Consider the following 24,666-nt stretch of genomic DNA (forward strand, 5'->3'; position numbering starts at 1 on the left):
AAGAACGACGACACCCGACACGGAGAACACACCATGAGCGTCAACAGCGTCGAGAAGTCCCAGTCCCAGTCCCAGGACCAGCCCCAGCCTCAGTCCCCGCTGTCCGAGTTCGTCGAGCGGACGGCCACGCAGCACGGCATCCCCGGCGCCACCGTGGGCGTGTGGGCCGACGGCCGGGAGATCTTCGCGAGCCACGGTGTGACGAGCCTGGACAACCCGCTGCCGGTCGACAAGGACACGCTCTTCCAACTGGGTTCCACGACGAAGACCTTCACGGCGACCGCGTTGATGCGCCTGGTCGCCGACGGCCGGCTCGACCTGGACGCGCCGGTGAGCCGGTACGTTCCCGAACTCGTCCTCTCCGACGAGAAGGCGGCGGCCGAGATCACCGTACTCAACCTGCTCAACCACACCTCCGGCCTCGACTGGAACATCATCGTCGACACCGGTGACGGCGACGACGCCCTGGCCGGCTTCGTGGCGAAGATGGCCGACCTGCAGTTCATCGGCGCGCCGGGCGGCCGGGCCTCGTACAGCCAGGCCGGGTTCAACCTGCTCGGCCGCGTCCTGGAGAACGTCACGGGGCAGACGTACGAGCAGGCCATCGCCTCGCTCCTGTTCGAGCCGCTGGGGCTCACCCAGAGCTTCTTCGGGACCGCGGAGGTCATGACCCGGCGGTTCGCCGTGGGCCACAACCCCGGCGAGGACGGGGACCTGGCCGTCGCGAAGGAGTGGAGGCTCACCCGTGGCAACAACCCCGGCGGTGGTCTCGCGTCCTCGGCGGCGGACGTCCTCAGGTGGGCGCGGTTCCAGATGGGCGACGGTCGTACGGAGGACGGCGAGCGGCTGCTGCCGACCGAGCTGCTGCACCGGATGCGCGAGCAGACGGTCGAACTGCGCGGCAGCAACCTCGGCGACGGCTTCGGCATCTGCTGGTTCCTGCGCGAGGTGGACGGTGTGCGGACGATCGAGCACGGCGGTTCGACCAACGGCCAGTTCGCCGAGCTGCTGATCGTGCCCGAGCGGAACTTCGCCGTCGTCGCCCTGTCCAACTCGGGCACGGACGGCATCGCCTTCAACCGGTCCGTCGTCCGCTGGGCCCTGGAGCACCACCTGGGCGTCGTCGACAAGGACCCGGAGCCGCTGCCGTACGACGAGGCGCGCGCCCAGGAGGTCGTCGGTGCCTACGAGAACGACGGCATGATCCTCACGGTCGCCACCGACGCGGCGGGGCTGACCCTCGGGGCCGTGATCAAGCCGGAGATCCGCGCGGCGGCCGACTTCGAGATGCCGGCGGACTACGAGCCGGCCGCGATGGGTCTCCTGCCGGGCGACGGCGACGAGTTCATCGTGACCGCCGGTGGCCTGAAGGGGCAGCGAGGCTTCTTCTCCCGCGACGTCTCCCATGACTTCTCCCGCGAACTCTCCCGCGACACGAGCGGCGCCGTCACCGGCATCGACCTCGGCGGCCGGGTCTTCAACCGGGTCCCCACCGCCTCCGCGTGACGCCCCCTCCACCCCACCGGCCCCACCTCCCCTCGGAGGCGAGGCCGGTGGCCGTGCGTCCGGTCAGCGGTGGAGGCTGTCCGGAGTGACCGAAACTGGTCGCTTCCTGGCCGGACGATGCGTCAATTCTCGTCACGTACCGAAGGTATTCGGCCACCTCTAGCCCAGATTCGTCACTCTGTGGAGATCGCCGGTAACTTCATGCCGTCGCCGCCACACCAGGGGCACAAGGCCCCGACGGGACTAGCGGCAACGAAGGACATCTCTTCACTTGACGACAGCGACCGACAGCTTCAAGGTCCAGCCGTACACGCAGCACTGCCAAGTGATCCACACCGAAGGCGCCCACGCGGTCATCGGCATATCCCCGGGCAACGGTTACTTCTCCGCCCAGCGGGTGGCCGAACTCGCCGCCTGGGGACTCCGGCGCTTCGAACAGGTCGACCTCATCTACACCGACCTGCACGTCGCCGACATGTACGAGGCTCTCGGCTACCCGCCGGACGAAGCCCGCCGCAAAGCGGTCAAGAACCTCCGCGGCGTCCGTGCCAAGGTCAACAACGCCGTCGCCGCCATCGACCCCGGCGGCGAACGGCTCCGAGGACGCCCCATGTCCGCGCTCCTCGACATCCCGGCCTACCGGCACCTGCGCAAACACCTGGACGACCTGCTCGCCACCGACGCCGAGTTCCTCGCCACCTGCGACCGGCTCGTGGCGTCGTTCCTCTCCTCCAAGGTCCTCGAAGGACAGACCCCCACCGCCCGCCAGCGCGAGGTCTGCCTCCAGTACATCTGCGCCGAGGCACCGCTCTTCCTGGACACCCCCGCGATCCTCGGTGTCCCCTCCTCCCTGAACTGCTACCACCAGCTCCTGCCGATGGCCGAACTCCTCTACTCCCGGGGCTCCGGACTGCGTGCCTCCCGCAACCAGGGCCACGCCATCGTCACCCCGATGCTCGGAGACCACGATGACCACTGACACGCTGCTCGACTTCCCGTTCTCCGCACGCGGCGACCGACTGCCGCCCGAGATCGAGTCCCTGCGCGCCGAACCGGTCAAGCGGGTCCGCACGATCGCCGGCGACGAGGCATGGCTGGTCTCGTCCTACGAGCTCTGCAAGCAGGTCCTCGAAGACCCGAGGTTCTCGCTCAAGGACACCTCGGCGCCCGGCGTGCCCCGGCAGTACGCCCTGACCATCCCGCCCGAGGTGGTCAACAACATGGGCAACATCACCGGCGCGGGACTGCGCAAGGCCGTCCTCAAGGCCATCAACCCCAAGACGGACGGCCTCACCGACTGGATGCGCGACCACGCCGCCGCGCTGGTCGACGGACTCCTCGCCTACGGACCGCCGGTCGACCTCCGCGACCGCTTCACCAGCCCGTACGCCGAGCAGCTGCACTGCAGGATCCTCGGCATCCCCGAGTCCGACGCGCCGCGCCTGGCCGCCAGCCTGGACATCGCGTTCATGAACTCGGCCTGCCCCGTCAGCGGCGCCCGGCTCAACTGGGACCGGGACATCGCGTACATGGTCGAGCGGCTCGACGACCCGGCGACCACCGGCCTCATGGCCGAACTCGCCGCCCTGCGCGGGAACCCCGACTACGCCCATCTGACGGACGAGATGCTCGCCACCGTCGGCGTCACCTTCTTCGGCGCGGGCGTCATCTCCACCATGGGCTTCCTCACCATGGCCGTCTTCTCCCTGCTCCAGAACCCGGACGTATGGGAGCGGCTGCGCAAGGAGCCGGAGCGGATCCCCGGTGCCGTGGACGAACTGCTCCGGGTCAACCTGTCCATCGCCGACGGGCTGCCGCGCCTCGCCCTCGAAGACGTCACCCTCGGAGACGTCGAGGTACGGAAGGGAGAACTCCTTCTCGTCCTCGTCGAGGCCGCCAACACCGACCCGGCGGTCTTCCCCGACCCGCACACCGTGGACATCACCCGGCCGAACGCCGGAACCCACCTCTCCTTCGGCGGCGGCGGCCACTACTGCCCGGCCACGGCCCTCGGGAAGAAGCACGCCGAGATCGCCCTGGAGGTCCTGCTCGACAGGATGCCCGACCTGCACCTCGCGGTCCCGGTCGACCAACTCGTCTGGCGCACCCGCTTCATGAAGCGCATCCCCGAGCGCCTTCCGGTCGCCTGGTGACCACCATGTGATCCGACCCGACACGGACCGTCGCCCCCGGCCACCCGCCGGGGGCGACGGCGTTCCACGGGTACGGCTGCTCCGGCTCAGCGGCGGGGGCGCAGGTCCGCGCCGTAGACCGTGCGGTAGTCCGGGACGACGACCCGCGTCCCGGGCGCCTCCCGGTGGACCTGGCCGATCAGCCCGGCCAGGTCCATCGTCGGATCGGCCTGAGGGTGTCGCCCTCCGGAGGGTCGGAGATGGTGGCGGGAACGGTCGCCGGCGGCCCGGTCAGCGTGCCGGGCGCGAAGTAGGAGTGCTGCTTGTTACGGCTGTGCAGGCTCGCCACGACCTCGACGACGAGTCCCCGGCCGAAGTCCAGCACCTCGCCGCCCTTGACCACGGAGATCTGCAGGGGGTCCAGCCCGCCGTCCCCAGCCGGCGCAGCGACGCCGAACCGGGGGCGGGAACGGGGGAGGGGGTGCGGGCGTGCGCGGCCGCGGTCGGCAGGAGGGTAAGGCCGCGCCGAGGGCGGCGCCGCGCAGCATGGTCCGCCGGGCGTAGGCGTGCGGGTCGTCGGTCATGGCGCCAGAAGATCAGCCGGCCCGCAGGACTGTCCAGGCCCTGGATCTTCGTGGCGCCGGAAGGCGAACGACTGTGAGGGCTACGACCTGCGGCGGGGCTTTCCGGGCTTGCTTCCGCGCTTGACGTTCTTCGAGGCCTTGGCGCCCCTGGCCCCGCCGGAACCGCTCCGGGAGCTCTTCTCGGCAGGCCTGCCGCCCTTCTCGGGACGCTTCGCCTTCGCCTTGGGCTGCGGAGGCGTCGCGGCACGCCCCCGGGTGCTGTTCACCGTCCGGCCCCGGACGATCCCGATGAACTCTTCCACCAGGTCCGGGGTCGTCTCCGCCTGCGGCCAGGACAGGGCCACCCGGGACTCGGGCGTGTCCGACACGGGACGGTAGGTGAGGTCCTTGCGGTGGTGCAGCCGCGCCAGCGACTGCGGGACCACGAGCAGCCCCACGCCCGCCGCGACGAGCTCGATCGCGTCCGCCGTCGTCGCCGGCCGCTCGATCGCCGGCAGCCCCGGCGGGCGCTCCCAGTCGAGGGTGTCGTCGAGCGGATGCAGCACGATCTCCTCGGCCAGGTCCTCCGCCGACACCTCCTCGACCGCCGCCACCACGTGGTCCTTCGGTACGACGACGACCGTCGTCTCCGCGTACAGGGGGATCGCGCTGAGATCCGTACGGTCGACCGGCAGACGGACGAAACCGGCGTCCGCGCCGCCGCCCCGCAACAGCTCGAAGGCTTCGTCGGCGGGCACCTGGACGAGGGTCAGCGGGACGTCCGGGAGCCGCTCGTTCCAGATCCGCACCCACTTCGTGGGCGTCACTCCCGGTACGTACGCGAGCCGGAACGAGGAGGGTTCTTCCTGGCCAGTCACCCCGCCAGGTTACCCGTCGTGGTCAGAGGTAGCTCACACGCTCGATACCCTTGACACCATGACGTCGCACCAGACCGCCCAGACGATGAAGCCCGCGACCGCGGCGAAGAAGCTGGGTGTGTACCTCGAGGCCACCCCCGCCGAGTTCCGGGAGGGTGTCGTCTCGCGCACCGAGCTGAACGCCCTGCAGACCGATCCGCCCGAGTGGCTCCGCGAACTCCGGCGCAACGGCCCCCACCCCCGCCCGGTGATCGCGGCGAAGCTCGGCATCTCCATCTCGGGCCTCGCCCGGGGTGGCGTCACCGAGGCGCTCACCACCGACCAGATCGAGGCCCTGAAGCAGGAAGCCCCGGAGTGGCTCCAGAAGGAGCGCGCCACCCAGGCCGACGTCCGCAAGGAAGCGGTCCGCATCAAGGAGATGCAGGCGGAGAAGGCAGCGAAGGCCGACCGCTCGGACTCCTGACCTCCCCGGTCCCGACCGGTACCAGGTCGGGACGCTTCGCCGCGCGGCCGTCTCCTGAGGAGCGGCCGCGCAGGCGTCTGCCGAGCCACGGGCCGAGGAAGCCCGCGACCCACCGCGCCTCGTCCAGCGCCCTGCGCGGGCCCGACGCTCGCGCGCCGGGAGCTTCCGGCAGCGGATGCGTCCAGGAGTCGCCGTTGCCGGGCAGCCCGAGGGCTTCGGCCACGGCGGCGGCGATCCGCGCGTGACCGAGCGGACTGGCGTGCAGCCGGTCCGGGCTCCACAGTCGGGCATCGGTCACCACCGGATGCGGGTAGGTCTCCGCGACCGCCACGCCGTGGCGCGCCGCCGCCTCGCGGATCCGCGCGTTGAGCGCGACGACGCGGTCCCCGAGCGGCCGCGCCAGCGGGACGAGCAGCCCGATGTCCGGGAAGGTCACCGTCGCCACCCGCGTGCCCTGTGCGGTCAGCTCGGCGAACATCGCCTCCAGATGACCGACCACCTCGACCGCGTCGAACGTGGGCCTGAGCAGGTCGTTCATCCCCGCGACCACGGTGGCCACATCGGGCCGCAGCGCGAGCGCGGGACCGAGCTGCTCGGCCCGCACCTGCCCGGCGAGCCTGCCCCGTACCGCCAGGTTGGCGTAGGTGAGCCCCGGACTGTCGACCGCCATCAGCTCCGCGAGCCGGTCGGCGCAGCCGCGGAGGCCCGTGCTGTCGTCACCGTCCCCGAGGCCTTCGGTCTGGCTGTCGCCCAGGGCGACATAACGCTCGTACGGGCCGGTGTACATACGCCTGGTGCTCCTCCGTGCGGCGACGTGCCCCGAGCGGCACGCCTCGACGGCATTCAACACCGTACCTATTCAATTACGCGACTAGGTTCCGGGATTCGGGATCATGTCCGCACGTGCGTATCCGTCATCGCGGGGGTGTCGGGGTCACGTCGTAGCGGTGGAACGGCCCCTCCTCGATGGGCAGTTCAGGACGCCAGGTCCTGAGCGCCTGGGCGGAGGGCGCGAACAGCGACCCGGGGATTCGGTCGAGCGGGGTCCACTCCCAGCGCTCGATCTTGTCCGGCTCCGCGACGACCGGGGTGCCGCTGAAGGCCCGTACCACCGCCACCGCCGTCAGACGGGTGAGCCGCGTCGACGTCAGCGAGTCCAGCAGGATCCCGATGACGTCGACGTCGGCGACGTCGGCCACGAGGGTGGTCTCCTCGGCGAGTTCACGCGCGGCCGCCCGCTCGATGGACTCGCCCGGATCGACCTTCCCGCCGGGCAGCTCCCACGTGCCGCTCGGATGGAGCCCGAGCAGCACCCGGCCTGCCGCGTCGGTCACCACGACACCGGCCCCGAGCGAGGCCTGCGCGGACGGCGGCCGGGCGTTGCGGTGGGGCGGGGGCGGCTGATCGGCCGGGGGCATGTCGACTCCTCGTGCGTACGGTGGGCGCGTGTCGGCCACCAGCCAACACCACGCCCGGCTAAGCAGCATGGCGGCTGCCGCCCTGGAGCCGGCGCAGGGCGAGCAGTCCGCCGACGCCGGGAATGACGGACAGCCATCGCGCTCCGGTCGCGGCGGCGCCGGGCGCCGGCCATGCGGCCGCGATCGTGACGAGATACGCCGTGCCGTGCAACGGGCCGACGAGCGTCGAGACCGCGGGCGTGTGCGTGGTGAGCAGATTGACCAGGAGGGCGACCAGGGAGGCCGCCTCCACGCCGGCCGCGATGCGAAGCGTGCGCACCGGCCTCACGCTCCCGTGGTCGAGCCGGGGCGGACGATCATGAGGACCACGACGACCGCCCAGAGGATGTTGAAGACCCCGGTGAGCATGGCCAGTCGCGAGGCGGTCGCGCGTGCGGCGCCGCCGTCACCTTCGTGGCCTTCGCCGCCGTCGAGCAGCAGCCGCTGGCCGGGCAGGATCGCCAGGACCAGGACGGCCGCCGCGATCGCGGTGAGCGCCAGCGAGGTGAGCAGCCAGACGTCGGTGAGGACGCCGAGCTGGATCGCGGTCGCGAGCCCGAAGACCGGGACGGCGACACCGGCGACGGCGTACCCCCGGCAGATCCGGTGCAGCAGCGCGGCGACGGGCGAGTCCTGGCGCGCGTAGCGGGGGAACAGTGAGGCGGCCACGGTGATCGGTCCGACCACCAGGATCGCCGCGAGGACGTGTATGGACAGCAGCAGCTTGGTCACTACGGGCCCCTCCGGCCTGATGAGCCATATGTTGGCTGCCAATAGATAGCACGTCTACTCGTGTGGTGTGTAGGCTGCCTACCTATGAGAGCGGATGCGGTGCGAGGGCACCTCGACGGACTGCTGCTTGCCGTGCTGGAGCAGGAGCCGCTGCACGGGTACGCGATCATCACGGCCGTCCAGGAGCGCAGCGGAGGCGTGCTCGACCTGCGTACGGGCACGATCTATCCGGCGCTCAACCGGCTCGAGCGGATCGGGCTGTTGAGCAGCAGCTGGGATGCGGTCGGCGAGCGTCGCCGGCGCTGCTACGAACTCACCGACGCGGGCCGCGAAGGCCTCGCGGGGGAGCGGGCGGCCTGGCGCGAGTTCACGACGGCGATCGGCTCGGTCCTGAACCCGGCCCTCGCTCCCGGAACCGCGACATGAGCGCCCCCGCGAAGCCGAAGGGCTCGACGGACCCCATCGACGCCTACGTCGCGGACCTACGGAAGGCCCTGCACGGCCCGCCCCGGGCCACGGCGCGCCTCGTCGAGGAGGTACGCGGCGGGCTCGTCGACACCGCGGAGGCCCACACCCACGCGGGGGCTTCGTACGAGGACGCGGTCCAGGAGGCGGTGCGGGAGTTCGGCACCCCCGCCGAGCTCGCACCCGCCTTCCAGCGCGAACTGACGATCGCCCAGGCCCGCCACACCGCCCGCTCCGTCGTCCTCGTGGCCCCGCTCCTCCTCGCGTGCTGGTACGCGCTCCTCACCACGGGCACCGGCCAGGAGGGAGTACTGCCCCGCACGGCCCAGTCACTGGCCGCCGTCGCGGGCGTCGCGGCCCTTCTCGCAGCGACCGCCCTCGCGGCCACCGGCCCCCTCGCACGCCACGTACCCACCCCGCACCGGCTGCCCCTCCTGGTCGCCTGGACGGGCACCACGGCGAGCGTGTCGATGGCCCTGGCGACCCTTTCCCTTGCCGTCGCCGCCTTCATGACCGCCGGCTGGCCCCTGATCGCACTGGCCTGCACGCTCGCGGCCGCCTCCCACGCCCTCACGGCCCCCTCGGCCCGAGCCTGCCGCCACTGCGCCCGCCTGCCCGCCTGACCCTTCACACGGACCACCAGGCACGGGGGCTCAGCTTGGTCGCGGGACACGGGATCCAGCTGCCCAGCCTGCGGGTTCGCGGTGGTTGCATGCGGTGGTGAACTGCCTGCAGACCTGCGTGGCCGACTGCTCTCCGAGCAGCGGTGGCAGGGATCCCGCTGCTGCGAATATGCGCTTGCCGGTCGGGCTGAAGGCTGGGAAACTCCGCTGCTGTGCACATGGGGATCTCTGGATTCAAGCCGTCCTTCCTGGTCGGGGTCGAGGCGGTTCGACAGGCGCACGGATCGCGTCTGGCGAGGCTCGCTGGTCGGCGGCTGACGGGGTTCGCGCTGGCGCGTTTCGTCGAGGACGGAGACTGGTTCGCCGACTGCCCGGTGCTTCTGGACTTCGACGGCGTTCAGGTGGAGGTTTGTCACTCGAAGCTCGATGAACTCTCGATCGGCTGGGACACGATCGACACTGCGGCGACCATCACCGGGTGGGAGTGGTCCGAGTTCACGCCCCACTGGTCTCACAGCGACGAACGCCTCGAGCCGTTTCTCGGCCAGGGCCTGTGCGAGGTCGCGCTGCTTGAGTGGCGGCCGGCAGACCGTGACCTGGCGGCTGGAACGGTGGCTGTGGAGTTCGCCTTCGCCGGGGGCTGCCTGCGGATCGTCAACGGCCTCGACGAGAACTGCATCGAGCTCGGTGTGGCCCAGCCGGACTACGTTCGGCACCGGCTGGACCGTTGAACACTCCTGCTCGGCCCGTCGCCTCAGCGCGCGGTGACGCTCACCCGTACTTCGAGCGGTGCCCGGAACGAGAGCAGGTCCAGGACCGGTGGGGGCGGTGCGCCCGGGGTCAGGTGGAGGTCGGGGAGTCGGCGGGCGGCCGCGCGTAGTGCCACGGCGGCTTCCGTACGGGCCAGTGACGCGCCCGGGCAGCGGTGGCGGCCCGCGCCGAAGGACAGGTGGTGGCGGACGTTCTCGCGGAAGGGGAGCATCCGGTCGGGAGTTTCGAAGACCTTCTGGTCCGAGCCGCTGCCCAGGAGCATCAGCAGCAGTTCGGCTCCGGCCGGGAGTCGTACACCGCCCAGCTCCACCGGCTCCGGCGCCACCCGACGCCAGGTCGTCACGGGCGGCTCGCGGCGCAGCACCTCCTCGACCCACGCCTCGGCCAGACCCTCCTCGCGCGCCGCGCGCCGCCACAGGCCGGGTTCGTCCAGAGCGCCCCACAGGACCGTGGCGATGAGCTGGCCGGTCGTGGACTGCCCGGCGATGAAGACGAAGAAGCACGCGCCGACCGCCGTCGCCACGTCCACCGGTTCGCCGTCCGGCAGCCGGTGGCGGGTCAGCGCGCCGATGAAACTGTCCGGCGGGGCGGACCTGTCGGTCACGACCGAGGTCAGCCACTGATGGAACTCGCCGACCAACGCGGCCAGTTCGAGCTGCCGCTCCGCTGTCGGGCGTCCGTAGAAGAGCTCCAGCGAGGCGTCGCTCCACCGCACCAGGGTCTCCGGCGCGAGGCCGTCGATCCCCAGCAGCTCCATCATGATCCGGCAGGGGAGCGTGTGCGCGAACGTGCCGAAGAGGTCGCTGCCGCCCCGCCCGTCGAGCTCCGCCCGCACGTCGTCCAGCAGCTCGCCCGCGACCCGCTCGATGACGGGCACCGCCGCCGCGACCCGCTGGGCGTTGAAGAAGCGCGTGACGACACGGCGCAACCCCGCGTGGCTCTCGGTCGCGTTGTTGGCCAGCGCGGGCCGCAGCCGGAAACCCGCGCGGGCGAGCAGCCGGAGCGCGGGAACGCTCAAGGGGGTGACCGCGTGCTGGGCGTTGTCCGGCCGGAACGCCTCCGGGTCGAGCAGCACCCGGCGGATGTCCTCGTACCGGCTGACCAGCCACAGCCCGGTGGCGGGGTCGCGATGGACGGGGGCCTCGGTCCGCAGCGCGTCGAGCCACGGGTACGGGTCGCGGACGAAGTCCTCCCCGAACACGTCCAGCTGATCGAGCCGCAGCAGTGGCGAGCCCTCGGTGCCGGCCGTCCCACCGTACGGGCAGGAACCGACGGGACCCGTGGCGGAAGCGGGCCCCGGCCCGCCGGGGGCGGTTGTCACGGTCGCGGACGCTAGCACGCGACCGTACGCCTACCGGCCGGTCTGTGCGCCGGATCACGCCGGATTACGCCGGATCACGTCGGAGCGACCGGCTCCGGCACGCCCCGCCGCCCCGGCCGGAAAACCGCTGGAGGCGGCTCCGCGCCGCCGGACAGGATGACGCCATGACCCTGACCGCGTACCCCGTGGAAGCCCTGCTCGTCGTGGACGTCCAGACGGCCTTCGTCACCGGCCCCGGCGCCGTTCCGGGCGCCGACCGTCTCCTGGACCGCACGGCCGCGCTGATCGCCGGGGCGCGCGCCGGCGGCGCGCTCGTCGTCCACGTGCAGAACGACGGCCCGCCCGGGGCGGACTGCGAACCCCACACCCCCGGCTGGGAACTCCACCATCGCGTCGAGCCGGGCCCCGCCGAGGTGGTCATCCGTAAGGTCCGGGACGACAGCTTCGAAGGGACCTCACTGAACGGCCTGTTGACCGACGCGGGCGTCCGCTCGCTCGCCGTCTGCGGGATGATGTCCGAGATGTGCGTCCAGGCCACCGCCCGCACGGCCCTGGCGCGCGGCTACCGCGTCGTCCTCCCGTACGACGCCCACGCGACGCACGACATCCCGGCGGCCCCCGGAATCGCCGACGCGGTCCCCGCCGCCACGGTCTCCCGCGTCGCGGCCTGGGCCCTCAGCCGCGAAGCCGACACGACCATCCCCGCCTCCGCCGTCACCTTCACCTCCCCACCCGCGCGTTCCCACCCGGGGCCGTCCTGAGAGGCGGGCCCGGTCGGCGTTCCGTAGCGTGAGGGCGTCCGAAGGTGTCCGAGGCACCCCTTCGGCGTGCGTGCGGGCGTGCCTGCGTAGGTACGTACGTGCGGGTGTGGGCCGGGCGGAGGTGGGAGCGTGGCGGTGCGTGTGGGGCCGGACCGCGGCGGCGGGCTCTTCCGCCGACCGAGGCGGGAGATGCGCAGGGACCTGGCGCAGCTCGTCTGCGCCGGAGCCGGCGTCGGCCTCGGGCTGCTGGTCCCTCTGCTGACCGTGGGCCCCGACGCCAAGTCCGAGCAGGTGGTGAGCCTGCTCTTCACCATCGGCTTCGGCGTCATCAGCCTGGTGAGCATCATCTACTCGGTGCTCTTCCTGGTGGTGCAGTTCTCCTCCACGATGTTCACCCCGCGCCTCGGGCTGTTCCGCGAGGATCCACTCGTCTGGCGCGCCTTCGCGTTCGCCGTCGGCGTCTTCATCTTCTGCGTCACCGCGGCCCTGTCCATCGGCACCAAGCAGACCGTGTCCGCCCTCGTCCCGACCGCCGCCATGCTCCTGGCCCTGGTCGCGCTCTGGCTCATGCGGGCCCTGCAGAGCCGGGCCTTCACCTCGATCCAACTGGCACCCGCCCTCGCGTCGATCGCCGCACGGGCGCACCCGCTCTTCGACTTCCTCTACACCGCGCCCTTCGACCCCGCCGCGAGCGCGCGCCCCCGGCCGGCGCCGACCGGGGCGACCACCCTGCGCTGGTCGGGCGCGGCCGCCGTCCTGCAGCAGGTGGACGCCCCGACCCTCGTCGACCTGGCGAGGAGGCGTGGCTGCGTCATCACCTTTCGCGTACCGATCGGGGGCACCCTCGTGAAGGGCGGCCCTCTCGCCGACGTGACAGGCGGAGAGATGACCGGCGGAAAGGGAATCGGCACGGAGGCGTCCCGTACGGGCGTGTCCGAGTCCGAGCTCCGCGCCGCCCTCGTCACCGGCGTCGAGCGCACCTTCGACCAGGACCCCGAACTGGCCTTCCGGCTCTTCGCCGACATCGCGCTCCGGGCCCTCTCGCCCGCCGTCAACGACCCCGCCACCGCCGTCCAGACCCTGGACCAGGTCGAGGACCTGCTGACCCGCCTCGCCGACCGCGACCTGGACATCGGGGAGCTCACCGACGAGGACGGCGCGGTCCGGATCGTCGTCCCCGTCCCGAGCTGGGAGCAGTACCTCTCCACGGCCGTCGACGACCTGATCGTCGTCGCGGCCGCCTCGCCCATGTCGCTCCAGCGCCTGCGCACCATGCTCGACCGGCTCCTCGACCGCTGCCCCGAACCCCGGCGCGCCATCGTCCGCGACCGGCTGCGGTGGATCGAGGCGCTGGGAAGCGAGCAGTACCCGCGGATCTGGTCGCCCCCGGCGGGCACCTGAACCGCGGGGCGCCGGCCTCCGACGGCCACGGACGCTCACCGGGTGTGCCCTACGATGAGCGCGGGAGGTCGAGACAGCCGATGGTGACACCACAACGCAGCGGACAGGACCGCGTTCCGCCCCACCCGGACATGCGCACGATCAGCCTCCAGCAGGTGCTGGAAGCCCTCGTCGACCCCGTCCGCCGCCAGATCGTCAGCGTCCTGCACGCCACGGACCAGGACCTCAACTGCGGCGCCATCGACCTCCCGGTCAGCAAGTCCACCGCCACGCACCACTTCCACGTCCTGCGCGAGGCCGGCCTCATCCGCCAGCACTACGTCGGTACCTCCCGGATGAACGGGCTGCGCCGCGAGGAGTTCGAAGAGGCCTTCCCCGGCCTCCTCAGGGCCGTGGTGGGCAAGGAATGAGCACGACGAAAACCCCGCTCGCCCTGCGCATCGTCGGCGGCGATCTGCCCGGCCGCGCCTGCGGAGCGTACGACGACGTCCACGTCGCCGTGCAGCGCGGGCGCGAGCCCGACGGCGCGGTGCCGGGGGACGCGGCCGAAGCGGTGTGGGAGTTCACCGTGGACACGGTGCTCGCACCGGACGGGACCCAGGACTTCCGAGGACCGTACGTCCACGGCCGCCGCGGCGAGCGGTTCCTCTACCTCACCTGGGGCGAGTGGCCCCCGGGCGGCACGTTCACGATGTTCCGCCGGGCCAAGCTCTTCCTCGACGACCTGCCCGCGACCGCCCTCGACCGAGGCGCGGCCGAAGGACGGCTCGGCCTGACCGACGCCCACGGGCTGCCGCTCTGCGCCGCCGTACGCCCGCCCCGCATCCGGTGGACGACGGGCTGAGGCCACCCATCAGGCGACTCATCAGGCCACCGAACAGGCCACGCATCGGGCCGCCCATCAGCCCCTGAGCCGCCGTCACCCGAACGGCTTTGCCCGAGCGCGGCGCGCGATCGCCTCCCATACGATCACCGTCACGGCAGCGAAGACTCCAAGGAGTGGGCTCATGTCCGGACAATTCGAGGCGACGACGGACGTCGACCGCCCCATCGAGGAGGTCTTCGCCTTCCTCGCCGACGGGCGCAACGACCCGAAGTTCAGCCCTCGGGTGCAGAAGATCGAACGCGTCCCGGACACCCCGACGGCCGTCGGCACCGTCTTCCGCAGCACGGTGAAGGACGCCGGGATGACGACGTCCCGCGAGTTCCGCATCACCGAGTTCGACGCACCGCACCGGATCCGCTGGGCCGAGACCTCCAAGAACATCGTCATGGCCCGCGAGGGCGGCTACGACCTCTCCGCCCTGCCGGACGGCCGTACGAGGGTCCGGATCCACAACGTCCTTGAGGGCCACGGAGTCGGCAAGCTCCTCGTCGGCCTCGCCCTCGGCGCCGCCCGCAAGGACGCCGACGCGTTCGGCCGCCGCATCAAGGCGGCGGCCGAAGCGTCGTAACACCCGCACACCCCGCACACCCGTGTCGGGTCAGGGCGTGACGGGGACGTTCGTCAGTCCGCTGCCCGCGTTCGTGACCGTGTTGGACGCGTACACGACGTTCGGATTCGCGCTGCACTTCGACGTCGAGGTGATCTTGATGGCGTACGCACCCACCCCACCCAGGTCGGACCTGTTGCCGCGCCACACGTTGCCGCACCGTCGAAGGACGACTCCTGCACCTGGATGTTCTTGGCGCTCTCGGTGACGACCGCGTGGGAGCCGGTCATCTGCGTGCCGACGCGCCGGATCCAGACGTTGGCCGCCCACTTCAGGACGATGCCGTGCTGGGCGTACTCCGGGGCGATGTTGCCGAAGTTGGTCCTGGCGTCGTCGGGCGTGACGTCGTACGTACCTCGATGCCGATGCCCTGGACGACCTTGAGCGGGGTGACGCGGCTCGGGTAGACGGTTCCGCCGATCGCGGCCGAGCCGTCGGAGGTCGAGTTCAGCGGCAGGTCGTACTCGAGGGGCTTGTCGATGGGGCTCCCGCTGGCGCCGTACGGTAGGCCTGCAGAGCACCCCATCGCCCTGCACTGCACGGCGCTGCTGTGCTGTGCACCGCACGCCAACGACAACGCCGACGGCCTGGACGACCTGGAGCCCGCACCGTGAACGCCCGTACACACCGGCCCCTCCGCAGCGCGCTGTCGGTCCTGGCCCTGGCGGGCGTCCTCGCCGCCATGGCCGTCGGATGCGGGTCGCCCGGTGACGGCGAGGGTGGCGGCGACTCCGCCCCCTCGTCCCCGCCGTCCTCCGCCCGCGCCGTGGTCCCGCCCGAGCCCCACGTAGGCTTCGACTACCAGATCGGCGGAGCCTACCCGCCGCCCCCCGGAGTCGGTGCGGTCTCCCGCGACCGCACGGCCGAGCCGACGGACGGCCTCTACAACATCTGCTACGTCAACACCTTCCAGGCCCAGCCGGACGCCACGGACTGGTGGCAGGAGAACCACCCCGACCTCCTCCTGAGGAACGCCGGCGGAGCACCCGTCATCGACCAGGACTGGGACGAAGCCCTCTTCGACATCTCCACGCCCGCAAAGCGCGAGCGGCTCGCCGAGATCGTCGGCGGCTGGATCGACGGCTGCGCCGCCTCCGGCTTCCAGGCCGTCGAGGCCGACAACCTCGACTCGTACGAGCGCTCCGCAGGCCTCCTCACCCCGGAACACGACCTCGCCTTCGCGCGGTTGCTCATCGACCGCGCCCACGCGGCGGGCCTCGCGATCGGCCAGAAGAACGCCGCCGAGCTCGCCCAGCGCGGCCGCGCCCTCGGCTTCGACTTCGCGGTCGCGGAAGAGTGCGGCCAGTACGACGAGTGCGGCCCGTACGCCACCGCCTTCGACAACCGCGTCCTCGTCATCGAGTACGAACCCGCCGGCCTCGCGCGCGCCTGCGAGCGCTGGGGCAAAACCCTCTCCGTGGTCCTGCGCGACACCGACGTCCGCCCCGCCGGCGAGACCGGCTACGTACGCGCGACCTGCTGACCGCGGCCCTCGCCCCGGCTCGTGGTCGGCGCGCGGTTGACACCCTCGCGGGCTACCTCCCCGTCCCCTGCCCCGCCTGCTGCGTCATCGCGGCGGAACGCGCCGCCCGGTACCGCCCCGGCGTCGTACCGAACTCGCGGCTGAAGGCGTGCGACAGCGCGTACGGCGTCCCGTAGCCGACGCGGCGGGCGATCGTCGTCAAGGAGTCCTCGGAGTCGCGCAGCCGCGCCGCGGCCAAGGTCAGCCGCCACCAGGTGAGGTACGCCATCGGCGGCCGGCCGACCAGGGACGTGAAGCGGCGCGCGAGCGTCGGCCGGGACACGCCCGCCTCCGCGGCCAGCCGGTCGTTGCTCCACGCGGCGGCCGGGTCGGCGTGCAGCGCCCGTAGAGCCGCCGCCGTCACGGGGTCACCCAGGACGGCCGGCCATGCGCCGCCGCCGTCCTGGGCCACCCAGGCCCTGATCATGTAGACGAGCAGGAGGTCGACGAGGCCGGGAACGGCGATCCCCGATCCGGGCCGGTCCGCGCCCAGCTCGCCTCCCAACAGATCGATGGCGGCCCGCAGTTCGGCCTGGTCTCCCACCCGGTTCGGCAGATGGACCACGGTCGGCAGCTCCGCCAACAGCGGGTGGACGCGGCTGTGATCGAGACGGTACTTGCCGCACAACAGTTCCGCCCCGGACGCCGTCGGACTCGACGGCGGCCCGCCGGTCCACCGCTCGAACGGCACCGCGCGCGCGACGGTCTCCGCGTCGACGGGGGAGTCGGCGATCACATGGCCCGTCCCGTGCGGCAGCAGAACCGCGTCGCCGACGCCGAGCGACACCGCCGAGCCGCCGTCCGGCAACAGCCAGCAGCCGCCCTCCAACACCACATGGAAGCCCGCCCCGTCGTACGGGGCGAACCGCGCACACCAACTCCCACTCACCCGCACGCGGTCGGACGACGCCCGCCCCATCCGCACGGTCGCGATCGCATCGCTCACCACATCCATGGAGGAAGGGTAGCTCCCGGCTCAGATGTGAGACGTGCACGTATTCACAGGAGCAGTGCAGGCATTGAGAGACTCAGTAACCTCTCCCTAGGGTCGACTCCATGAACACCACACAGACCGCGCAGCGCATGACGCTGGGAGACGTCGAGGTCATCCGAGTCGTCGAGTGGCAGGGCGCGTTCACCTCCGCCCGAGGCCTTGTCCCGGACGCCGAGCCCGACGTATGGCGTGCCAACGAGCAGCGGCTGGCCCCCGACCACTGGGATCCGCAGACGGATCACGCCGTGATGGCGCTCCAGACCTGGGTCCTGCGCAGCGCAGGACGGACCGTCCTCGTCGACACCGGAGTGGGCAACGGTCGCGAGCGGCCCGGCACACCGTTCCACCACTGGCAGGGAGACTTCCTCGGCGGCCTGGCCCGTGCCGGGATCCGCCCCGAGGACGTCGACGTCGTCGTCAACACCCACATCCACGCCGACCACGTCGGTTGGAACACGACCCGAACCGACGGCGAGTGGGTCCCGACCTTCCCCCACGCCCAGTACCTCGTCCCCGCCGCCGACGACGCCTTCTTCGGCCCCGGGAACGCCGACCGTCACGGAAGGCAGGAGCACGACCGGTTCGTTCATGAGGACAGCATCGCCCCCGTGCACCGGGCCGGCCGGAGCGTGCTCTGGGACGGCACGTACCGCATCGACGAGCACCTCACGCTGGAATCCGCACCCGGCCACACCCCCGGCTCCGCCGTGCTGAGGCTCGCCTCGGGAGACGACCGTGCGGTCTTCGTCGGAGACCTCCTCCACAGCCCGGTGCAGCTGCTCCAGCCCTCGTGCAACAGCTGTTTCTGCCTGGACGCGGCGGCGGCCGTCACCAGCCGCCGCCGCATCCTCGAACGGGCCGCCGCGGAACGGGAACTGATCGTCCCCGCCCACTTCGGCGGCACCGGCATCGCGGAAGTCACCCGCGACGCCGGCACCCTCACCGTCAGCCGATGGCCCTAGGTCGCGTCCGGAAAGTCTGGCCTGGCTCGCGGCCCCGCCCTTCGGGCGGACGACCATACTTTCCGGACACTCCCTAGGGGCCCTGTCACCTCAGGAGGCGGCAGCCGCCCCGTACGCGACCCTCAGCTTGGCCACGGCGCCCGTCAGGTCCCCCGTGAGCAGCAGATGGTCCGCCTCGGCGAACGGCTTCGCCGTCGCCTCCGTGACGTGCTGACCGATCCTCTGCTGGACGATCGCCCGGGCCTTCGCGACCAGCTCCCGGCCCTCCGCCGACGTACCGAGCCCGAGCGCCTGGAGGACCTTGGCCGCGACGCCGATGGCCTTCAGAGCGGAGTCCCCGCCGGCCGGGGCAGGGGAGAGAGTCGTCAGCCCCCAGCCGTACGGGAACTGCGGATCGTAGGCCGCGTCGCCGACATTCACCGGCAGCTGCGCCTCGGACTTCGGCCAGGTGACCGGGAGCTGTCCGGTGAACGGACGGGCCCCGTAGAGCACGTCGGCGACACCGTCGCCCTCCGTACCCGGCAGCCACGACGCGACGAGCGAGTCGATCGCACCCAGCCGGTCACCGATGAGCTGCGGGCGGCCGGACACCACCAGGACCACGCACTTCATCGCGGCGCAGACCTTGTCGACGGCCGTCCTGTCGGCGGCGGTGAGCTCCAGGTCGTGTCCGTTGCCGACGTCCCCGATGCCCTCCGCGTACGGCGTCTCGCCGACGACGACCACGCCGACGTCGTACCCGCCCATGTCGGCGGAGGCGTCCTTGGAGTACGCGATCTCCGCCCCGGGCGCCGCCTTCCGCATGCCCTCCAGAATCGTCGTCCCCGTGGTCGTCCGACCGGACGAACCCTGCCAGCTGACGGTCCAGCCGCCCGCCTGGTTGCCGAGGTCGTCGGCGTTGGACCCGGCGACGTACACCTTCCGGTCCTTCTTCAGCGGCAGCAGCCCACCCTCGTTCTTCAGCAGCACCTGGGACTTGGCGACCGCCTCGCGCGCCACCGCGCGGTGCCCGGGGGAGCCGATCTCGCCGAGGTGGGAGGTGTCCGCGTAGGGCTGCTCGAACAGGCCCAGCTTGAACTTCTGCGTCAGGATCCGCGCCACCGCGTCGTCGATCCGGGCCTGGCCGATCCGCCCGGCCGTCACCTCGTCCTTCAAGGTCCGGGTGAAGTCCTGGTAGTTCGTCGGCACCATGATCATGTCGAGGCCGGCGTTGACCGACGTCCGCACGTCGCTGGGGTAGTCGCCCGGGATCTGGTCGATCGCCTGCCAGTCACTGATGACGAAGCCCTCGAAGCCCATGCGGTCCTTCAGGACACCGTTGATCATCTCCGCGTGGGCGTGCATCTTCACAGGACCCTGGTCGTCGCCCAGGATGTCCAGCGAGGAGTACGACGGCATGACCGTCCCCGCCCCGCGCTTCACCGCCTCGGCGAACGGCGCGAGATGCACCGCCTCGAGCTCCTCCCGGGTGACCTTCGTGACGCCCTGGTCGATCGTGTACGAGCCGGTGGTCGAGGACCCGAACTCCGTCCCGCCGTCGCCCACGAAGTGCTTGGCGCTGGTCAGCACCTTGTCGTTACGATCCAGGTCCCTGCCGTCCCGCGCGCCCTGCATCCCGTTGATCACGGTCTCCATGGCGGTCACCAGGGCGGGATCCTCACCGAACGCCTCGTAGGAGCGCCCCCAGCGCTCGTCGCGCGTGACGCACAGGCACGGCGCGAAGTCCCACGGGATGCCCGTCGCCCGCACCTCCTTCGCGGTCACGGCACCCGTCCGCTCGGCGAGCTTCGGATCACGCGCGGCGCCGAGGCCGATGTTGTGCGGCATGATCGTCGAACCGACGACGTTGTTGTGGCCGTGCACCGCGTCCACGCCGTAGATCAGCGGGATCTGGAATCGCGTGGCCTGTGCGCGCAGTTGGTAGCCGTCGATCATCTTCGCCCAGGCGGCGGGCGTGTTGGGGGAGGGGACCGATCCACCGCCGGAGAGCAGGGAGCCGAGGTCGTAGGAGGCGATGTCGCCGGGCGACCGCAGCGCGTTGCGCTCGGCCTGCGTCATCTGGCCGGCCTTCTCCGCGAGCGACATCCGCCCCAGCAGATCGGCGACGCGCTTCTTCACCGGAAGCTTCGTGTTCAGGTACGGCAGCCCATGGGCGTTCACGACGACCGTCGGGTTCTCCGTCGGGGCCTTGGCGCCCGTGACGCCCAGCGTGAGCGGGATCGTCTCGGCCGACTCGGCGGAGCTGTCCTTCTTCGTTGCCACGGAGACCGAACGGGTCGCGCCGGAGGCCGTACCGGCCGGGAAGGTGACGGAACCGCTCACCGGCGTGAAGTCCTCGCCGGACCGGGCGCTCCCGCCCTCGCCGTCGGTCGTGTACGTGACGGTGACGGGCTCGGCGAGCGGCGCGGATCCCGTCGTGGCGACGGACACCTTCACCTCGGCGGTGCCGCCCTCACCGACCGGGTACACGGCGGCATCGGTGACGACCTTGGTGGTCAGGGCCGGCTCGGCCGTACCGTACAGCTCCACGCCGTCCATCGCGAAGGCGCCGGGCGAGCCGGGCGGCAGCGTCAGGGCGTACCCCCACATCTCGTTCAGACCGAGCACCTGGTCGATGCCGCCCACCGGCTGGTAGTCGGCGCGGTACTGGAACTCCGAGAACGGGATCTCGACGAGGTGCCAGCCCTCCCAGTCGTCCGTGAACGACGTGGTCCACAGCTCGGACGCCTCGCCGTTCGCCCCGCCGTCCTTGATCTCGAAGTGGAGGCGCTTGCCGGACCCGGGCGGCAGGGGCGCGGTGTTCTGCCCGTACCACCAGAAACGGACGCCCTTGTACGCGGTCCAGTCGTGGGCGGGCCTGTCGAACGCGAAGTCGTGGCTGAACCCGCCCCAGCCGCTGATGTCGTAGTCGCCTGCGAGGACCTTCCCGCCCTCGGGGGCGTCGGCGCGCTCGGCGATCCGCAGCTTCGGCGGGTCGTCGGCGTCACTACCCCACGTGAAGATGCCCTCCGCGGGCGGGGAGGCGAAGGGGATCTCCCCTTCGAACCGGTCGACGGCCACCGGCGCGGGTGCGCTCGCGGGCACGTCGGCCGCGGCGCTCGGCAGCGTCGCTCCGGTGAGGAGAGTGCCGAGCAGAGCGGTGACGGCTATCACCGCCGTTGTTCGTGGCATTGCGGCTCCTTGTACGGGACAGCGGGACAGAGGGACGGACGGGACGGACGGGACGGAGAGACGGAGGGAAGAGGACGTGCGGGAACGGCGGCGCGGGGCCGCCTGCGGGGCGGCCAGGAGCGACGGCGTACGGGGAGGGAGTGGCTGGTGGTTGGCCTCGTCCCGCGTCATCGGCCGCCGCTCGGCGCGGAGCGCCGGACGACGAGTTCGGTGGGCAGGACGACCGGCTCACGCGGGATCGGCTCGCCGCCAAGACCCGCCAGGAGCATCCGCGCGGCCGTCTCACCCATCCGACGCATCGGCTGGCGGATGGTGGTCAGCGGCGGTTCGGTGTGCCGCGCCATGGGAATGTCGTCGAAGCCGACGACGGCCACGTCGTCCGGGACGACCCGCCCGGCCTCGCGCAGCGCGCGCAACACGCCCGCCGCGATGAGGTCGTTGTGCGCGAAGACGCCGTCGAAGTCCCAGCCCCCGGCGAGCGCACGCCGTACGGCGGACCGTCCGGTCTCCTCCGTGAACTCGCCCTCGACGATCAGATCCGTCGGCAGGACCTCGCGGAACCCGTCCAGCCGTTCGCGCACACAGCCGAAGTCGCGGCGCCCGGTGACGACCAGCGGCCTGGTGCGGCCCGAGGCGAGCAGATGGCCCGCGGCGGCCTGGCCTCCGGCGTGATGGGTGGTGGCGACCGAGGGGAAGGCCGGATGACGGCCCCGGTCGTCGATGAGCACGACGGGCAGGCCACGCCGGTGCATCGCGGCGATCGTGTCGAGGGTGCTCTCCGGCTCGACGACGAGCAGTCCGTCGAAGGCCCGGGCGGAGACCTGAGCGGCGAAGTGCCGTACGGAGTCGGCACCTCGGTTGCACGTGAAGAGCAACAGCCCGTACCCGGCCGCCTCGACGGTGTCGACGACACCCTGGAGGACCTCGCCCATCCACGGCCAGGTGAGCGACGGCGTCAGCATGCCGATGGTCCGGCTGGAGCCGCGCGCCAGACCGACCGCCCCTGAGCTGGGCACATAGCCCAGCACATCGATCACTTCACGAACGCGGGCGGCCGTGGCCTGGTCCACCTCCGCCCTGGTGTTCAGGACCCGGGAGACCGTCGTCTTGCTGACACCCGCCTGACGTGCGACATCGGCGATCGTGACACGCATCGGGGGCCTCCGCGTCGAGGGACTGACATCGGTGTCGGAACCGCTCCCGGAACCGGTTCCGGCACGGTGGGGCGAGTCAACCGCCACCCCGCACCGCCGTCAAGAGTTCACACAGTGAACGCCTCAAACTCCCTACATGCCCCTTCAACTCCGGTCGTGCGTTCAGGATATGAATGCGCGACACCTTGACGGCGGACCCCGATGCCCAGTTCACTCTCGACGCGAGCCGGCCCCCGGACACCCACTCGACCGCACCGGACTCGATCCGACGGGACCCACCCGACGCGCGACCGGGCTCTCGGACTTCCCCCACACCCCGCCGAGAAGGGCACCCACATGCTCCGTTCGACGCACAGCCCCACCCGCACGGGCCGCCGGCGCCGCCGTCCCCGAGGCAGCCGGCTGGTGAGAACCCTCCTGGCCGGAGCACTGGCCGCATCAGGTCTCACCGGCCTCGCCGGAATCACCGGCCTCTCCGCCGGCACGGCACACGCCGCGGGAGAGCAGGTGAACGTCTGGCTGACCACCACCGACGACGCGGGCGGCCGCCACGTCACCCGCGGACTCCAGCAGCAGACCCCGATCGCCTTCCAGGACGGCAACGGCGGCGCGGGCACGACCCTCACCGTCGACGAGAACACGCGCTACCAGACCTTCACCGGTGGCGGCGCCTCGTTCACCGACACCGCCGCCTGGCTGATGAAGGGTTCCGGCGCCCTCTCCCAGGCGACCCGGGACGCGACGATGCGCAAGCTCTTCTCGCCCACCGACGGCATCGGCCTGTCCTTCGTCCGCAACCCCATGGGCGGCTCGGACCTGGCCCGTTTCGGCTACACCTACGACGACCTGCCGGCCGGTCAGACCGACCCCACCCTCGCGCGCTTCTCCCTCGCCCACGACCTCCAGGACGTCCTGCCCCTCACCAAACAGGCCAAGCAGCTCAACCCGGCCCTCACGCTCGTCGCCTCGCCCTGGACCGCCCCCGCCTGGATGAAGGACAGCGGCCAGCTGAACGGCGGCTGGCTGAAGGCCGAGCACTACGGCACGTACGCCGACTACTTCGTGAAGTACCTCCAGGGCTGGCGCGACCAGGGCGTCCCCGTCGACTACGTCACCGCCCAGAACGAACCGACCTGCTGCTCCGGCTACCCGTCGATGAGCTGGAACGCCTCAGGACTCGCCTACTTCACCAAGAGCGAGCTGCTGCCGGGGCTCCAGTCCGCCGGCCTGCCCACCAAGGTCCTCGCCCACGACTGGAACTGGGACACGTACGACGCGTACGCCGCCCAGACCGTCGACGACCCGGCCGTGCGCAGCCATCCGAACTTCGGGGGCGTCGCCTGGCACGGCTACGGCGGCAACGTCGCCAAGCAGACCGAGATCCACGACCGTCATCCGCAGCTGAACGCCTTCCAGACCGAGCACTCGGGCGGCACCTGGAACGCGAACCAGCAGCGCGAGGACATGATGAACATCATCGACTACACCCGGAACTGGGCGAAGTCGGTCACCAAGTGGTCCCTCGCCGTCGACCAGAACAGGGGCCCGCACAACGGCGGCTGCGGTGTCTGCGACGGCCTGATCACCGTCCACAACGGCGACTCCCGGCACGGTCAGGTCGACTACACGATCGAGTACTACACCATGGGCCACCTCACGAAGTTCGTCCGGCCCGGCGCCCACCGCATCGCCTCGACCGCCACCTCCGAGGTCCCGAACGTCGCCTGGCGCAACCCCGACGGCTCCAAGGCCCTCATCGCCTACAACGACTCCACCGCCGCACGGCAGATGACCGTCAACTGGGGCTCGGGCCACTACACGTACACGCTCCCCGGCAAGACCTCCGCGACCTTCACCTGGTCGGGCACCCAGGCCTCCGCCCCGTCGCTGGTGGGCCTCGGCGGGGCCTGCCTCGACGTCGCGGGCGGCTCGGCCGCCGACGGTACGCCGGTCCAGCTCTGGCAGTGCAACGGCTCGGCCGCGCAAGCCTGGACGATCCACGCCGACGGCACTGTCCGCGCCCTCGGCAAGTGCCTGGACGTGACGGACGGCTCGACGACGAACGGCGCCAAGGTCCAGCTCTACACCTGCAACGGCACGGGCGCCCAACGATGGCGCCACGAGCCGGCCTCCGCCGACCTCGTGAACGTCGCCGCCGACAAGTGCCTGGACGCCACCGGAAACTCCTCCACGAACGGCACCCGCGCCCAGATCTGGTCCTGCACGGGAGCACCCAACCAGAAGTGGCGCCCGACCGTCCTCTAGGCTCCACCCGGCGCACCCCCCCGGACCATGTC

Annotated in this window: 26 protein-coding genes and 1 pseudogene; 16 read left to right on the forward strand and 11 right to left on the reverse strand. The window is 71.5% G+C overall.

Going from position 1 to position 24,666, the window contains the following annotated elements:
- Window positions 1-33 precede the first annotated feature (33 nt).
- The 3 genes from ACGFYP_RS29200 to ACGFYP_RS29210 all read left to right on the forward strand — a co-directional run bounded on the left by ACGFYP_RS29200 (window position 34) and on the right by ACGFYP_RS29210 (window position 3,659).
- Window positions 34-1,506, forward strand: coding sequence for a serine hydrolase domain-containing protein (locus ACGFYP_RS29200; RefSeq protein ID WP_393499701.1), 1,473 nt, complete (start codon window positions 34-36; stop codon window positions 1,504-1,506).
- Window positions 1,507-1,777: 271 nt separating this feature from the next.
- Window positions 1,778-2,485 carry a tRNA-dependent cyclodipeptide synthase gene (locus ACGFYP_RS29205; RefSeq protein ID WP_393499704.1) on the forward strand — a complete coding sequence of 236 codons (708 nt, stop codon included), beginning with the start codon at window positions 1,778-1,780 and terminating at the stop codon, window positions 2,483-2,485.
- Window positions 2,475-3,659, forward strand: coding sequence for a cytochrome P450 (locus ACGFYP_RS29210; RefSeq protein ID WP_393499707.1), 1,185 nt, complete (start codon window positions 2,475-2,477; stop codon window positions 3,657-3,659). The genes ACGFYP_RS29205 and ACGFYP_RS29210 overlap by 11 nt, the downstream gene beginning before the upstream one ends.
- Before the next feature lie 86 nt (window positions 3,660-3,745).
- Here the strand turns inward: ACGFYP_RS29210 and ACGFYP_RS29215 are convergent.
- Both ACGFYP_RS29215 and ACGFYP_RS29220 read right to left on the reverse strand, forming a co-directional pair.
- Window positions 3,746-4,065: pseudogene (locus ACGFYP_RS29215) on the reverse strand (hypothetical protein); the annotation flags it as partial.
- A 237-nt stretch (window positions 4,066-4,302) separates the two neighbouring features.
- Window positions 4,303-5,079, reverse strand: a complete 777-nt coding sequence (locus tag ACGFYP_RS29220; RefSeq protein WP_393499711.1) for a LysR substrate-binding domain-containing protein — start codon at window positions 5,077-5,079, stop codon at window positions 4,303-4,305.
- 58 nt (window positions 5,080-5,137) lie between these two features.
- On the opposite strand from ACGFYP_RS29220, the gene ACGFYP_RS29225 reads away from it, so the two are divergent.
- A complete protein-coding gene (locus ACGFYP_RS29225) occupies window positions 5,138-5,542 on the forward strand; it encodes a DUF5997 family protein (RefSeq protein ID WP_361956070.1) in 405 nt (134 codons plus the stop codon).
- Here the strand turns inward: ACGFYP_RS29225 and ACGFYP_RS29230 are convergent.
- From ACGFYP_RS29230 to ACGFYP_RS29245, 4 genes are all read right to left on the reverse strand, one after another.
- Window positions 5,490-6,329, reverse strand: coding sequence for an SGNH/GDSL hydrolase family protein (locus ACGFYP_RS29230; protein WP_393499716.1), 840 nt, complete (start codon window positions 6,327-6,329; stop codon window positions 5,490-5,492). The genes ACGFYP_RS29225 and ACGFYP_RS29230 overlap by 53 nt on opposite strands.
- A 127-nt stretch (window positions 6,330-6,456) precedes the next feature.
- Window positions 6,457-6,960, reverse strand: a complete 504-nt coding sequence (locus tag ACGFYP_RS29235) for an NUDIX hydrolase (protein ID WP_393499719.1) — start codon at window positions 6,958-6,960, stop codon at window positions 6,457-6,459.
- Between the two features lie 58 nt (window positions 6,961-7,018).
- Window positions 7,019-7,279 (reverse strand): hypothetical protein, encoded by a 261-nt coding sequence (locus ACGFYP_RS29240; protein WP_361956076.1) that lies wholly within the window; start codon window positions 7,277-7,279, stop codon window positions 7,019-7,021.
- A gap of 5 nt (window positions 7,280-7,284) precedes the next feature.
- Window positions 7,285-7,731 (reverse strand): hypothetical protein, encoded by a 447-nt coding sequence (locus ACGFYP_RS29245; protein ID WP_393499722.1) that lies wholly within the window; start codon window positions 7,729-7,731, stop codon window positions 7,285-7,287.
- Window positions 7,732-7,815: 84 nt separating this feature from the next.
- Here ACGFYP_RS29245 and ACGFYP_RS29250 point away from each other — a divergent pair, with 84 nt between their 5' ends.
- The 3 genes from ACGFYP_RS29250 to ACGFYP_RS29260 all read left to right on the forward strand — a co-directional run bounded on the left by ACGFYP_RS29250 (window position 7,816) and on the right by ACGFYP_RS29260 (window position 9,550).
- Complete coding sequence (locus ACGFYP_RS29250) at window positions 7,816-8,157, forward strand: PadR family transcriptional regulator (RefSeq protein WP_393499725.1); 342 nt, start codon at window positions 7,816-7,818, stop codon at window positions 8,155-8,157.
- Entirely contained in the window at window positions 8,154-8,819 is a 666-nt protein-coding gene (locus tag ACGFYP_RS29255; RefSeq protein ID WP_393499727.1) for a permease prefix domain 1-containing protein, read from the forward strand. The genes ACGFYP_RS29250 and ACGFYP_RS29255 overlap by 4 nt, the downstream gene beginning before the upstream one ends.
- Before the next feature lie 218 nt (window positions 8,820-9,037).
- Window positions 9,038-9,550 carry a hypothetical protein gene (locus ACGFYP_RS29260; RefSeq protein ID WP_393499730.1) on the forward strand — a complete coding sequence of 171 codons (513 nt, stop codon included), beginning with the start codon at window positions 9,038-9,040 and terminating at the stop codon, window positions 9,548-9,550.
- A gap of 23 nt (window positions 9,551-9,573) precedes the next feature.
- On the opposite strand, the gene ACGFYP_RS29265 is transcribed toward ACGFYP_RS29260, so the two are convergent.
- A complete protein-coding gene (locus ACGFYP_RS29265) occupies window positions 9,574-10,911 on the reverse strand; it encodes a cytochrome P450 (RefSeq protein ID WP_393499733.1) in 1,338 nt (445 codons plus the stop codon).
- A 164-nt stretch (window positions 10,912-11,075) separates the two neighbouring features.
- Between ACGFYP_RS29265 and ACGFYP_RS29270 the strand changes: the two genes are divergently transcribed.
- From ACGFYP_RS29270 to ACGFYP_RS29290, 5 genes are all read left to right on the forward strand, one after another.
- Window positions 11,076-11,672 carry a cysteine hydrolase family protein gene (locus ACGFYP_RS29270; protein WP_393499736.1) on the forward strand — a complete coding sequence of 199 codons (597 nt, stop codon included), beginning with the start codon at window positions 11,076-11,078 and terminating at the stop codon, window positions 11,670-11,672.
- A 129-nt stretch (window positions 11,673-11,801) separates the two neighbouring features.
- Entirely contained in the window at window positions 11,802-13,073 is a 1,272-nt protein-coding gene (locus ACGFYP_RS29275) for a DUF2254 family protein (protein WP_393499739.1), read from the forward strand.
- A 131-nt stretch (window positions 13,074-13,204) separates the two neighbouring features.
- Window positions 13,205-13,483, forward strand: a complete 279-nt coding sequence (locus ACGFYP_RS29280) for an ArsR/SmtB family transcription factor (RefSeq protein WP_393499742.1) — start codon at window positions 13,205-13,207, stop codon at window positions 13,481-13,483.
- A complete protein-coding gene (locus tag ACGFYP_RS29285; RefSeq protein ID WP_393499745.1) occupies window positions 13,480-13,917 on the forward strand; it encodes a DUF5990 family protein in 438 nt (145 codons plus the stop codon). The genes ACGFYP_RS29280 and ACGFYP_RS29285 overlap by 4 nt, the downstream gene beginning before the upstream one ends.
- 163 nt (window positions 13,918-14,080) lie before the next feature.
- Complete coding sequence (locus ACGFYP_RS29290) at window positions 14,081-14,527, forward strand: SRPBCC family protein (protein ID WP_361956094.1); 447 nt, start codon at window positions 14,081-14,083, stop codon at window positions 14,525-14,527.
- A gap of 30 nt (window positions 14,528-14,557) precedes the next feature.
- Here ACGFYP_RS29290 and ACGFYP_RS29295 read toward each other — a convergent pair whose 3' ends face one another.
- A complete protein-coding gene (locus ACGFYP_RS29295) occupies window positions 14,558-14,716 on the reverse strand; it encodes a hypothetical protein (protein ID WP_393499749.1) in 159 nt (52 codons plus the stop codon).
- A gap of 329 nt (window positions 14,717-15,045) precedes the next feature.
- On the opposite strand from ACGFYP_RS29295, the gene ACGFYP_RS29300 reads away from it, so the two are divergent.
- Together ACGFYP_RS29300 and ACGFYP_RS29305 are read left to right on the forward strand one after the other, a co-directional pair.
- Complete coding sequence (locus ACGFYP_RS29300; RefSeq protein ID WP_393499752.1) at window positions 15,046-15,180, forward strand: hypothetical protein; 135 nt, start codon at window positions 15,046-15,048, stop codon at window positions 15,178-15,180.
- Window positions 15,177-16,049 carry an endo alpha-1,4 polygalactosaminidase gene (locus ACGFYP_RS29305; RefSeq protein ID WP_393499755.1) on the forward strand — a complete coding sequence of 291 codons (873 nt, stop codon included), beginning with the start codon at window positions 15,177-15,179 and terminating at the stop codon, window positions 16,047-16,049. Before ACGFYP_RS29300 ends, ACGFYP_RS29305 begins: the two co-directional genes overlap by 4 nt.
- Window positions 16,050-16,101: 52 nt before the next feature.
- On the opposite strand, the gene ACGFYP_RS29310 is transcribed toward ACGFYP_RS29305, so the two are convergent.
- Window positions 16,102-17,043, reverse strand: a complete 942-nt coding sequence (locus ACGFYP_RS29310; RefSeq protein WP_393499758.1) for an AraC family transcriptional regulator — start codon at window positions 17,041-17,043, stop codon at window positions 16,102-16,104.
- Between the two features lie 101 nt (window positions 17,044-17,144).
- Here ACGFYP_RS29310 and ACGFYP_RS29315 point away from each other — a divergent pair, with 101 nt between their 5' ends.
- Window positions 17,145-18,044 carry an MBL fold metallo-hydrolase gene (locus ACGFYP_RS29315; protein WP_393499761.1) on the forward strand — a complete coding sequence of 300 codons (900 nt, stop codon included), beginning with the start codon at window positions 17,145-17,147 and terminating at the stop codon, window positions 18,042-18,044.
- 90 nt (window positions 18,045-18,134) lie between these two features.
- Here ACGFYP_RS29315 and ACGFYP_RS29320 read toward each other — a convergent pair whose 3' ends face one another.
- Both ACGFYP_RS29320 and ACGFYP_RS29325 read right to left on the reverse strand, forming a co-directional pair.
- Complete coding sequence (locus tag ACGFYP_RS29320) at window positions 18,135-21,215, reverse strand: glycoside hydrolase family 3 N-terminal domain-containing protein (protein ID WP_393499764.1); 3,081 nt, start codon at window positions 21,213-21,215, stop codon at window positions 18,135-18,137.
- A 167-nt stretch (window positions 21,216-21,382) separates the two neighbouring features.
- Window positions 21,383-22,369, reverse strand: a complete 987-nt coding sequence (locus tag ACGFYP_RS29325) for a LacI family DNA-binding transcriptional regulator (RefSeq protein WP_393499768.1) — start codon at window positions 22,367-22,369, stop codon at window positions 21,383-21,385.
- 336 nt (window positions 22,370-22,705) lie between these two features.
- Between ACGFYP_RS29325 and ACGFYP_RS29330 the strand changes: the two genes are divergently transcribed.
- Window positions 22,706-24,634, forward strand: a complete 1,929-nt coding sequence (locus ACGFYP_RS29330) for a ricin-type beta-trefoil lectin domain protein (protein WP_393499771.1) — start codon at window positions 22,706-22,708, stop codon at window positions 24,632-24,634.
- Window positions 24,635-24,666 lie beyond the last annotated feature (32 nt).

This window comes from Streptomyces sp. NPDC048370 (assembly GCF_043200825.1).
In the GTDB taxonomy this organism is placed as follows: domain Bacteria; phylum Actinomycetota; class Actinomycetes; order Streptomycetales; family Streptomycetaceae; genus Streptomyces.

Bases quoted from the DNA above. Each gene is read 5' to 3' on its own strand.
- ACGFYP_RS29290 (WP_361956094.1), top strand. From the start codon at position 14,081: ATGTCCGGACAATTCGAGGCGACGACGGACGTCGACCGCCCCATCGAG.
- ACGFYP_RS29225 (WP_361956070.1), top strand. From the start codon at position 5,138: ATGACGTCGCACCAGACCGCCCAGACGATGAAGCCCGCGACCGCGGCG.
- ACGFYP_RS29285 (WP_393499745.1), top strand. From the start codon at position 13,480: ATGAGCACGACGAAAACCCCGCTCGCCCTGCGCATCGTCGGCGGCGAT.
- ACGFYP_RS29235 (WP_393499719.1), bottom strand. From the start codon at position 6,960: ATGCCCCCGGCCGATCAGCCGCCCCCGCCCCACCGCAACGCCCGGCCG.
- ACGFYP_RS29250 (WP_393499725.1), top strand. From the start codon at position 7,816: ATGAGAGCGGATGCGGTGCGAGGGCACCTCGACGGACTGCTGCTTGCC.
- ACGFYP_RS29315 (WP_393499761.1), top strand. From the start codon at position 17,145: ATGAACACCACACAGACCGCGCAGCGCATGACGCTGGGAGACGTCGAG.
- ACGFYP_RS29280 (WP_393499742.1), top strand. From the start codon at position 13,205: ATGCGCACGATCAGCCTCCAGCAGGTGCTGGAAGCCCTCGTCGACCCC.
- ACGFYP_RS29320 (WP_393499764.1), bottom strand. From the start codon at position 21,215: ATGCCACGAACAACGGCGGTGATAGCCGTCACCGCTCTGCTCGGCACT.
- ACGFYP_RS29210 (WP_393499707.1), top strand. From the start codon at position 2,475: ATGACCACTGACACGCTGCTCGACTTCCCGTTCTCCGCACGCGGCGAC.
- ACGFYP_RS29325 (WP_393499768.1), bottom strand. From the start codon at position 22,369: ATGCGTGTCACGATCGCCGATGTCGCACGTCAGGCGGGTGTCAGCAAG.
- ACGFYP_RS29330 (WP_393499771.1), top strand. From the start codon at position 22,706: ATGCTCCGTTCGACGCACAGCCCCACCCGCACGGGCCGCCGGCGCCGC.
- ACGFYP_RS29270 (WP_393499736.1), top strand. From the start codon at position 11,076: ATGACCCTGACCGCGTACCCCGTGGAAGCCCTGCTCGTCGTGGACGTC.
- ACGFYP_RS29310 (WP_393499758.1), bottom strand. From the start codon at position 17,043: ATGGATGTGGTGAGCGATGCGATCGCGACCGTGCGGATGGGGCGGGCG.
- ACGFYP_RS29260 (WP_393499730.1), top strand. From the start codon at position 9,038: ATGGGGATCTCTGGATTCAAGCCGTCCTTCCTGGTCGGGGTCGAGGCG.
- ACGFYP_RS29230 (WP_393499716.1), bottom strand. From the start codon at position 6,329: ATGTACACCGGCCCGTACGAGCGTTATGTCGCCCTGGGCGACAGCCAG.
- ACGFYP_RS29255 (WP_393499727.1), top strand. From the start codon at position 8,154: ATGAGCGCCCCCGCGAAGCCGAAGGGCTCGACGGACCCCATCGACGCC.
- ACGFYP_RS29200 (WP_393499701.1), top strand. From the start codon at position 34: ATGAGCGTCAACAGCGTCGAGAAGTCCCAGTCCCAGTCCCAGGACCAG.
- ACGFYP_RS29300 (WP_393499752.1), top strand. From the start codon at position 15,046: ATGGGGCTCCCGCTGGCGCCGTACGGTAGGCCTGCAGAGCACCCCATC.